Source organism: Streptosporangiales bacterium (assembly GCA_009379825.1).
In the GTDB taxonomy this organism is placed as follows: domain Bacteria; phylum Actinomycetota; class Actinomycetes; order Streptosporangiales; family WHST01; genus WHST01.
The window spans coordinates 20,327-28,973 of the sequence record WHTA01000070.1; the positions used below are offsets into that span (position 1 = coordinate 20,327).

Sequence of the window (8,647 nt, forward strand, 5' to 3'; positions counted from 1 at the left end):
TTGTCACCTCGTCACTCGACCCGGTAGGGGCCCTAACCTGGACGTCGTGGGGAGCGAGACGACTCCGGCGGCGGGCAGTGGGTGGGGCGAGACCCGCCTGCACTTCGTCACCGGCAAGGGGGGCACGGGCAAGACCACGGTCGCCGGCGCGCTCGCCCTGTCACTGGCCGCCGAGGGCAGGCGCACCCTGCTCGTCGAGGTCGAGGGTCGGCAGGGCATCGCGCAGCTGTTCGACGTGGCACCGCTGCCGTACGAGGAGCGGCGGGTGGCCGTCGCCCGCGACGGCGGCGAGGTGTACGCGCTGGCCGTCGACCCGGAGGCCGCGCTGCTCGACTACCTGGACATGTTCTACAAGCTCGGCCGCGCGGGCCGCAGCCTGGAACGGCTCGGCGTGGTCGACTTCGTCACCACCGTGGCGCCCGGCCTGCGCGACGTCCTACTCACCGGCAAGGCGGCCGAGTCCGTACGGCGGCGCAGCGGCAGCGGCTACGCGTACGACGCGGTCGTCGTCGACGCACCGCCGACCGGCCGGATCGCCAGGTTCCTGAACGTGTCCAACGAGGTCGCGGGCATCGCCCGGATGGGCCCCGTACGTACCCACGCCGACCTGGTGCTCGGCGTGATCAGGTCCGCGCAGACGGCGGTGCACTTCGTCTCGCTGCTGGAGGAGATGCCGGTGCAGGAGACCGTCGACGGCGTCGCGGAGCTGGAGCAGACCGGCATCGCGACCGGCGCGGTCGTCGTGAACATGACCCGCAACCGGCTGCTGCCCACCGCGCAGCTCGCGGCCGCGGCACGCGGCGAGGTGGACACCGACGCGCTGCAGGCCGGCCTCACCACCGCCCGGCTGAACCCCAGCGCCGAGGCCGTACGGGCGCTCGCCGCCGAGCTCACCGACCACGCCCTCCGGGTAAGCGCGGAGGACGAGGCCCGCGAGACCCTGGAGAAACTCGACCGACCGACGATCGAGCTACCGTTCCTGCCGCACGGCGTGGACATCGGCGCCCTGCACGAACTGGCAGAGGCGATCGAGGAGCAAGTCGCCAACTGGACCCGGCGATGAGCCCCACGAAGACCGCGCGCAGCCGGTTGGCCGTCGACAAGCTGCTCGCGAACCGGCGGACGAGGATCGTGGTCTGCTGTGGCTCCGGCGGCGTCGGCAAGACGACCACCGCGGCGGCGCTCGGGCTGCGGGCCGCGGAGCTGGGCAGGAGCACCGTCGTGCTCACCATCGACCCGGCCAGGCGGCTGGCGCAGTCGATGGGGCTCGCCGAGCTGGACAACGTGCCCAGGCGGGTGCCGGGCGTCGACACGTCGGCCGGCGGCGACCTGTGGGCGATGATGCTCGACATGAAGCGCACCTTCGACGAGATCGTCGAGGCGCACACCGATCCCAAGCGGGCCAGCCAGATCCTCGCGAACCCGTTCTACCAGTCGCTGTCGGCCGGCTTCGCCGGCACGCAGGAGTACATGGCGATGGAGAAGCTCGGCCAGCTGCGCGCCGCGGACGAGTGGGACCTGATCGTCGTGGACACCCCGCCGAGCAGGTCGGCACTGGACTTCCTGGATGCGCCGGAGCGGCTCGGCCGGTTCCTCGACGGCCGGTTCATCCGGCTGCTCGTCGGCCCGGCGAAGAGCGGCGGGCGCACCTACCTGAAGATGCTCACCGCCGGGTTCGGCATGGTCACCGGGGCACTCACCAAGGTGCTCGGCACGCAGCTGCTGAAGGACGCGCAGACCTTCGTCACTGCCCTCGACACCATGTTCGGCGGGTTCAGGGAACGCGCCGACGCTACGTACCGGCTGCTGCAGGCGAGCGGCACCGCATTCCTGGTCGTCGCCGCCCCAGAGCCGGACGCGCTACGGGAGGCGTCGTACTTCGTGGAACGGCTCAGCCGCGACTCGATGCCGCTGGCCGGGCTGGTGCTCAACCGCGTACACCCGCTCGACCCCGGCCTCCCCGGCCAGGCCGCCGGCCGCATCCGGCTCAGCGCGGACCGCAGCGCGGCAGCGGCGGAGCTGCTCCAGGAGAGCGGCACCCAGCCGCTCGCGGCGGCCGCCCTACGGCTGCACGCCGACCGCGTCGTCCTGCGCGCCAGGGAGGAGCGGCTGCGCGACGGCTTCGTCGCCGCGCACCCACGCATCCCGATCGTCGACGTGCCCGCACTGCCGACCGACGTACACGACCTGGCCGACCTCAGGCGGGTCGGCACCGCCCTCGGCGACCACTGAAAGGGAGCTACGCGACCTCGGTGGCTTCCCAGTCGGAACGGGCGGCCTCTAGCAGGTTCCGCCATGAGCGCACGTCGCTGCGCTGACGCAGCAGCGACCGTCGTTCACGTTCGGTCATGCCACCCCACACTCCGTACTCCATGCCATGGTCGAGTGCGTAGGCCAAGCATTCCGTACGTACCGGGCAGCTCGTGCAGATACGCTTTGCATGATTCTGTTCCGCGCCTCGGACGAACAACCTGTCCGGGTCGCCACCCTTGCAGGCGGCAGAAAGTGCCCACGTTTCGTTCCATGTCATCGGGCAATTCCCCGTCTTCCCCCGAAATGTGCCGCCCCCGGTACTGCGTACAGGCTAAGAACCTCGCTCACACTGGGTAATCCCTCACACCGGCCATCTGTCGTAGTCCTAATTGACTAGTCATCACGGTTGCGTCGATACCCGAACGCGGCCGGTGACGACATACCCGGTGAACAGCGACTCCAGCAGCCGTCCAGCCACTTTCCAGGCATCAGAACAATGTGGTAGTGGCCTTCGATGCCGCAGCCAACCGGCCGGGTCGGTGGCTTACAGTGGTTGAGTGTCTGGCAGCTTCACACCTATCCACACGTTGCGTAGCCTCGCGCTCCTGGTCGTCCTGAGCCTGGTCGCGGGCGTGCTCGTGGCAGGCATCGCGCTCCCCGCAGTCGGCGGCGCCGGCCTGCTCGGCAAGACCGGGGCGGACAGCTTCGAGTCCCTGCCGAGCGACCTCGCAACGCCTCCGTTGCCCGAGCGCTCCCGCGTGCTGGACAAGAACGGCAACGAGCTCGCGTCGTTCTACCAGGAGTACCGGGTCAACGTGCCGCTGGAGAAGGTCGACCCGATCATGCGGAAGGCGATCATCGCCATCGAGGACGCCCGGTTCTACGAGCACGGGCCGCTCGACTTCAAGGGCACCATGCGCGCCCTGGCGCAGAACCAGTCCGGTGGCAGCACCCAGGGCGGTTCGACCCTGACACAGCAGTACGTCAAGCAGGTCCAGGTGGAGCAGGCCAAGACCCCTGAGCAGTACAAGGAAGTCGTCGTCCGCAGTGGCATCAAGGGCTACGCCAGGAAGCTCCAGGAGCTCCGGTTCGCCGTCACGATGGAGAAGAAATACTCCAAGGACGAGATCCTCGAGCGGTACCTGAACATCGCGTACTTCGGCGACGGCGCCTACGGCATCGAGGCGGCCGCACAGCACTTCTTCAGCAAGTCGGCGGCGGACCTGGAGCTGGACCAGGCCGCGCTGCTCGCCGGCCTCGTCCGCAGCCCGTACGCCTACGACCCGACCAAGCACGCGGACGTCGCCAAGTCGCGCCGCGACCGGGTACTGCAGCGGATGGCCGACACCGGGTCGATCAGCCAGAAAGAGGCCGACGAAGCGAAGGACAAGGACCTCAAGCTGAAGGTCAAGGACTTCCCCAACACCTGCGAGAAGGCCGGCAAGATCAGCGGCTTCTTCTGCCAGTACGTCGTCGAGTCGGTGAAGAGCGACCCGGCGTTCGGCTCCACCCGCACGGCCAGGAGCAACCTGCTGTTCAGCGGCGGTCTCACCATCAAGACCAGCCTCGACCCGAAGGCGCAGCGGCAGGCGCACAAGGCGATGCGCAGGAACGTCGCCAAGCGATCGCACATCGTCGGTTCGCTGGCCAGCGTCCAGCCGGGCACCGGCAAGGTGCGGGCCATGGTGGTCTCGCGTGACTTCACCACCAACAAGAGCCCGAAGCGCAAGCAGCTCAACTTCAACACCGCGGTCGACCGGGCGCACGGCGGCGGTCTCGGCACCCAGTTCGGCTCCAACGCGAAGCCGTTCACCCTCGCCGCGGCGCTGCAGGACGGCATCCCGCTGGGCTTCGAGATCCAAGCACCCGGCAGCCTCAGCAACATGCCGTTCAAGACCTGCGACGGGAACACCATCACCTACCCGTCGGTCGGCAACGCTGCCGGGGAGGACGACACCGGCACGTACACGCTGCCCGAAGGTACGGCCAAGTCGGTCAACACGTTCTTCGTCAAACTCGAGGCCGAGGTCGGGCTGTGCAAGACCTGGCGGATGACGAAGAAGCTCGGCATGGTCCAGAGCGCCACCGGCAAGCCGCTGAACCAGCTGCCCTCGCTCACCCTGGGCGCCGACACCGTCGACCCGCTGCACGTCGCGGCCGCGTACGCCGCGTTCGGGTACGAGGGCAAATACTGCAAGCCGACGCCGTTCGAGCACGTCCTCGACGCCAACGGCAAGAAGATCCCGGGGCTGCAACCGGACTGCAAGCAGGCGATGCGGAAGGGCGCGGCGAACGCGGTGGCGAGCGCCATGCAGGGCGTGTTCCAGCCCGGCGGCACGGCCCCCGGCTTCGGGCTGCCCGGCCGGCAGGCCGCCGGCAAGACCGGTACCACGAACGACAACCGCGCCGGCTGGTTCTCCGGGTACACGCCGCAGATGGCCACCTCGGTGTCGCTCGCCTCACCGGTCAGCGTCGACAAGTACCCGCTGCGGGGCGCCGACCTCGGGCCACGTATCGCGTCCGGCTTCGGCAAGGACGCCGCACCGATCTGGCGCGACGCCATGTACGGCATGCACAAGGGCAAGAAGCCGCGAACGTTCGGCAACCCGCCCGACAAGCTGGAACGGGAAGTGCACCTCACCATCCCGGTGCCCGACGTCACGGGGATGAGCCCCGATGACGCCAGCGCGACGCTGCAGGATCAGGGCTTCCAGCCCGTGGTCGATCCCGCCAAGGTGGAGTCCGACCAGCCGGAAGGTCAGGTGGCCCACACCACGCCGGGCGCCGGCAGCCAAGCCCGCTCCGGTTCCACGGTGACGATCTTCGTCAGCGGTGGCGACAAGAAGGAACCCACGGACAAACCGTCATCAGACGGCGACAAACCGAGCTGGCCACCCCGATCCAACAAACCGGACCCCTGACCAACGACCGCCCCGGGCACCACCCCCGGGGCGGTTTTATTCCAGCGGCCGGCGGTCACCCCTACCCGACCCCCCGCGAACGGCCCTCGTGGCAGCCACCTCGGACGGCCGCGCCTGCAGCCAGCGACCATCCCCGCCCTACCACCGCCAGCAGCCCCGTGGCAGCAACCACCTCGGGCAGCCGTGCCTGCGGTCGGCGACCGCTTCCTCGCCGACCACCGCCAGCGGTCTCGGGCAGCAGCGCCCCCGGACCGCCTCGGGCGGTTCCATTTCCGGGTCGGCGACCATCCGTGGCCGACCACTGCGCGCAGCCCCGTGGCGGCAGCTGCCCGGACCGTCTCGGGTTCACCAACCCACGGGGGCGTCGGTGAGGGGCGGGCGGCCGCGCCTGCAGCCAGCACAGGATCTCGACGCCGGTGGGGTCGCCGGTGTGCACGGAGCGGTCAGCCGGGCCAGGACATGGCCGGCACAGGGTGTGCCTGCGGTCAGCCGGTGAGCTTGGCCTTCACCAGCGCCGACACCCGCTTGCCGTCCGCCTGGTTGCCCACCTTCGCGAGCACGGCCTTCATCACCGCGCCCATCTGCTTGGGGCTGTCCGCGCCGGTCTCGGCGATCACCTCGTCGATGACCGCGCCCAGCTCGTCGTCGCCCAGCTGCTTCGGCAGGTACCGCTCGAGCACCTCCAGCTCGACGAGCTCCCGCTCGGCGAGCTCCACACGACCGTTCTGCGTGTAGACGTCGGCGCTCTCCCGGCGCCGCTTCGCTTCCGCGGCCAGGACCGCCAGCACCTCGTCGTCGGTCAGCGACCGGGACGCCGCGCCCGCGACCTCCTCGGTGTTCACGGCGGTCAGCGCCATCCTGATGGTGCTGCGGCTCACCTCGTCACGTGCCTTGATCGCGGCGGTCAGATCCTGCTGCAGCTGCTCTTTCAGCGATGCCATCGGACCATTCTTCCAGGTCGCTGACCGGCTGCGAGATCATGTCCCGATGCGTTCCTCCATCGCCCGTACGATCCCGCTGGCCGTACTCGGCGTCGGCGCCGCCACGGTGGCGTACGCCACCGTCATCGAACGCAACGCGTTCCGGCTGCGCCACCTCGAGATGCCGGTCCTCGCACCCGGGACCCACCCGCTGAAGGTGCTGCACATCTCCGACGCCCACCTCACGCCGAACCAGCTGCGCAAGATCGCGTGGCTGCACGACCTGGCCGAGCTGAAACCGGACCTGGTCATCAACACCGGCGACTCGATCTCGCACCCGGAGGCGCTGCCGGCGTTCCGCTACGCCATCGACCCGCTGCTCGACCTGCCGGGCGCGTTCGTCTTCGGCTCCAACGACCGGTACGCCCCGAAGCTGAAGAACCCGCTGCGGTATCTGCTGCCCACCGACCGGGAGCAGGTCGAACCGGTACGCCAGCCCACCCTGCCGTGGCGGGAGCTCGGCGAGGCCATGACGGCCCGCGGCTGGCTCGACCTGAACAACCGGCGCGGCACGCTCCACATCGGCGAGCACACGCTGCAGCTGGCCGGCGTGGACGACTCGCACATCGGCCTGGACCGGTACGACGACGTCGCCGGCGCCGTCGACGACACCGCGACCGCGCACCTCGGCGTGCTCCACTCGCCCGAGCCCGCGGTCCTCGACCGGTTCGCCACCGACGGCTACCAGGCGCTGTTCGCCGGCCACACGCACGGCGGGCAGGTCTGTGTGCCCGGCTACGGGGCGCTGGTCAGCAACTGTGGCCTCGAGCCCGCCCGCGCCAAGGGTCTGTCCAGGCACCACAGTGCCTGGCTGCACGTCTCGGCCGGGCTCGGCACGTCGCCGTACGCGCCGTTCCGGTTCGCCTGCCCGCCGGAGGCGAGCCTCGTCACCCTCACCCCGCGGCACTAGGGCCCACACGCACAACGACTGAACGGCGGTGGCGGCGCCGCCGCGTGCCGCCTACCGCCGTCCAGTCGTGTCGATCAGGCCCCGCCCCGGCCGTCAGGGGCCGGTCGTGCTCAGCTGGAGCTGGAGCTGCTGCTCGCCTGCTCCTTCGCGCCCTCGTCCTCGCCGTCCGTGGACAGCTCGTTGAACAGGTCGTTCGACGACTGCCCACCAAGCAGCGTGGAGAGCATCTGCCGGACGTTCGCCAGCTGCGCGTTGATGCTGTCCCTGCGCTGCGCGACCGCGGCGAGCTCGCGCTCGGACTCGGCACGCAGCCGCTCGGCGCGGCCGGTCGCCTCGGTGATCATCTCCCGCGCCCTGCGCTGCGCGTCCTCGACGAGCCGCTCGGCCTTCGCCGACGCCTCCTCGTGGATCTGCTCGGCGTCCGCCCGGGTGCGCTCAGCGCGCTCCTGCACGGACACCAGGTGCGCCTCGGCAGCCTGGGTACGCTCGGCCAGCGCCTGCTCGGCCCGCTCGCGGCGCTGCGCGAGGTTCGTCTCGAACTCCGCAGCCGCCTTCGCGGCCTTCGCCCGCTGCTTCTCGAAGATGGCCTCGGCCTCGCCGCGCCGGCTCGCCGCGTCCTTCTTCGCCTGCTCGCGGATCTCCGCAGCTTTCTGCTTGGCGGCGGCGATCACTTCCTCGTGCTCGGCCTCGGCCTGGAAGCGCTTCTCCTCGGCGTACTTGTCCGCTTCGTCGCGGACCTGCATCGCCATCTGCTCGGCTTCCTTGCGGCACTGCTCGGCGTCCGAGGTACCGCTCGCGCGGATCTCTGCTGCCTCTTCCTGGGCCAGGGTCAACATCTGGCCGACGCGAGCGCCGAGATCGGCGAACGTCGGCTCGGTGGATTCCCCGCTCTCCCCTTGCTGCGACTCGAGCTCCTCGACCCGACGAGCAAGCTCGACGGACTGACGACGAGCAACCTCCACAGCCTGAGTCAGCTCGCGGATGTGTTCATCGACCTGCGCGGGTTCGTAGCCACGACGGGCTATACGGAACTCAGTGGTTGTGTCGCTCATTTGCCTCTTGTCCCTGTCGGCGGCACGTCAAACGGTGGATAGGTCCCTCGAACGTCCAGCAACGCGCACTACCAGGGCGTCCGTCGCTGAATGCCAGGATGGCCCGCCGAAGGAATCGACGAGCTCCGGTCGGAGCAGCACCATCAGCTCCATCGTCTCGCATGGAAATCTTGGGGCTGACCGAGTACAAGGTGTTCGAGGGGCGAGTCTCATACCCGGACCCCGCAGATATTACTCGCCGTTCGTAGGCGCTCACCAGGGGTATGGCGCTTTCGGTTCTGTCAGATGTGTCCACGTTATCGTCCGCTGTCCGGCCGTGTCTCAAAAATCGCAGCGTCACAGAGCGTTCAAACCCCTGGTGACGGGCCGTTGTCCGGACCGCCGACGGCGCCGAGCGCACCAGGCGAAACCCGCGCGCGACGGCGCCAACCGAGGCGCTAGACTCCCTGTAGTCACGGGCTGTGGCGCAGCTTGGGAGCGCGCGTCGTTCGGGTCGACGAGGTCGTGGGTTCAAATCCCGCCAGCCCGACG

7 protein-coding genes and 1 tRNA gene are annotated in these 8,647 nt (G+C 69.6%); 5 read left to right on the plus strand and 3 right to left on the minus strand.

Annotated elements, in window-relative coordinates:
* The first annotated feature begins 46 nt into the window (after window positions 1–46).
* Both GEV07_24655 and GEV07_24660 read left to right on the plus strand, forming a co-directional pair.
* Window positions 47–1,063 (plus strand): ATPase, encoded by a 1,017-nt coding sequence (locus tag GEV07_24655; GenBank protein MQA05769.1) that lies wholly within the window; start codon window positions 47–49, stop codon window positions 1,061–1,063.
* Window positions 1,060–2,232 carry an AAA family ATPase gene (locus GEV07_24660; protein MQA05770.1) on the plus strand — a complete coding sequence of 391 codons (1,173 nt, stop codon included), beginning with the start codon at window positions 1,060–1,062 and terminating at the stop codon, window positions 2,230–2,232. Before GEV07_24655 ends, GEV07_24660 begins: the two co-directional genes overlap by 4 nt.
* Before the next feature lie 7 nt (window positions 2,233–2,239).
* On the opposite strand, the gene GEV07_24665 is transcribed toward GEV07_24660, so the two are convergent.
* The gene (locus GEV07_24665) at window positions 2,240–2,530 is read right to left on the minus strand and encodes a WhiB family transcriptional regulator (protein ID MQA05771.1); all 291 of its coding nucleotides are present in this window, start codon (window positions 2,528–2,530) and stop codon (window positions 2,240–2,242) included.
* A gap of 280 nt (window positions 2,531–2,810) precedes the next feature.
* Here GEV07_24665 and GEV07_24670 point away from each other — a divergent pair, with 280 nt between their 5' ends.
* Window positions 2,811–5,174: a PASTA domain-containing protein gene (locus GEV07_24670; GenBank protein MQA05772.1), complete on the plus strand. Its 2,364-nt coding sequence runs from the start codon at window positions 2,811–2,813 to the stop codon at window positions 5,172–5,174.
* A 485-nt stretch (window positions 5,175–5,659) separates the two neighbouring features.
* Here GEV07_24670 and GEV07_24675 read toward each other — a convergent pair whose 3' ends face one another.
* Window positions 5,660–6,115 carry a GatB/YqeY domain-containing protein gene (locus GEV07_24675; GenBank protein MQA05773.1) on the minus strand — a complete coding sequence of 152 codons (456 nt, stop codon included), beginning with the start codon at window positions 6,113–6,115 and terminating at the stop codon, window positions 5,660–5,662.
* A gap of 46 nt (window positions 6,116–6,161) precedes the next feature.
* Here GEV07_24675 and GEV07_24680 point away from each other — a divergent pair, with 46 nt between their 5' ends.
* A complete protein-coding gene (locus tag GEV07_24680) occupies window positions 6,162–7,064 on the plus strand; it encodes a metallophosphoesterase (GenBank protein MQA05774.1) in 903 nt (300 codons plus the stop codon).
* A 110-nt stretch (window positions 7,065–7,174) separates the two neighbouring features.
* Here GEV07_24680 and GEV07_24685 read toward each other — a convergent pair whose 3' ends face one another.
* Window positions 7,175–8,116: a cellulose-binding protein gene (locus GEV07_24685; GenBank protein ID MQA05775.1), complete on the minus strand. Its 942-nt coding sequence runs from the start codon at window positions 8,114–8,116 to the stop codon at window positions 7,175–7,177.
* Window positions 8,117–8,571: 455 nt separating this feature from the next.
* Between GEV07_24685 and GEV07_24690 the strand changes: the two genes are divergently transcribed.
* A tRNA-Pro gene (locus GEV07_24690) sits at window positions 8,572–8,645 on the plus strand.
* The last annotated feature ends 2 nt before the right edge of the window (window positions 8,646–8,647 follow it).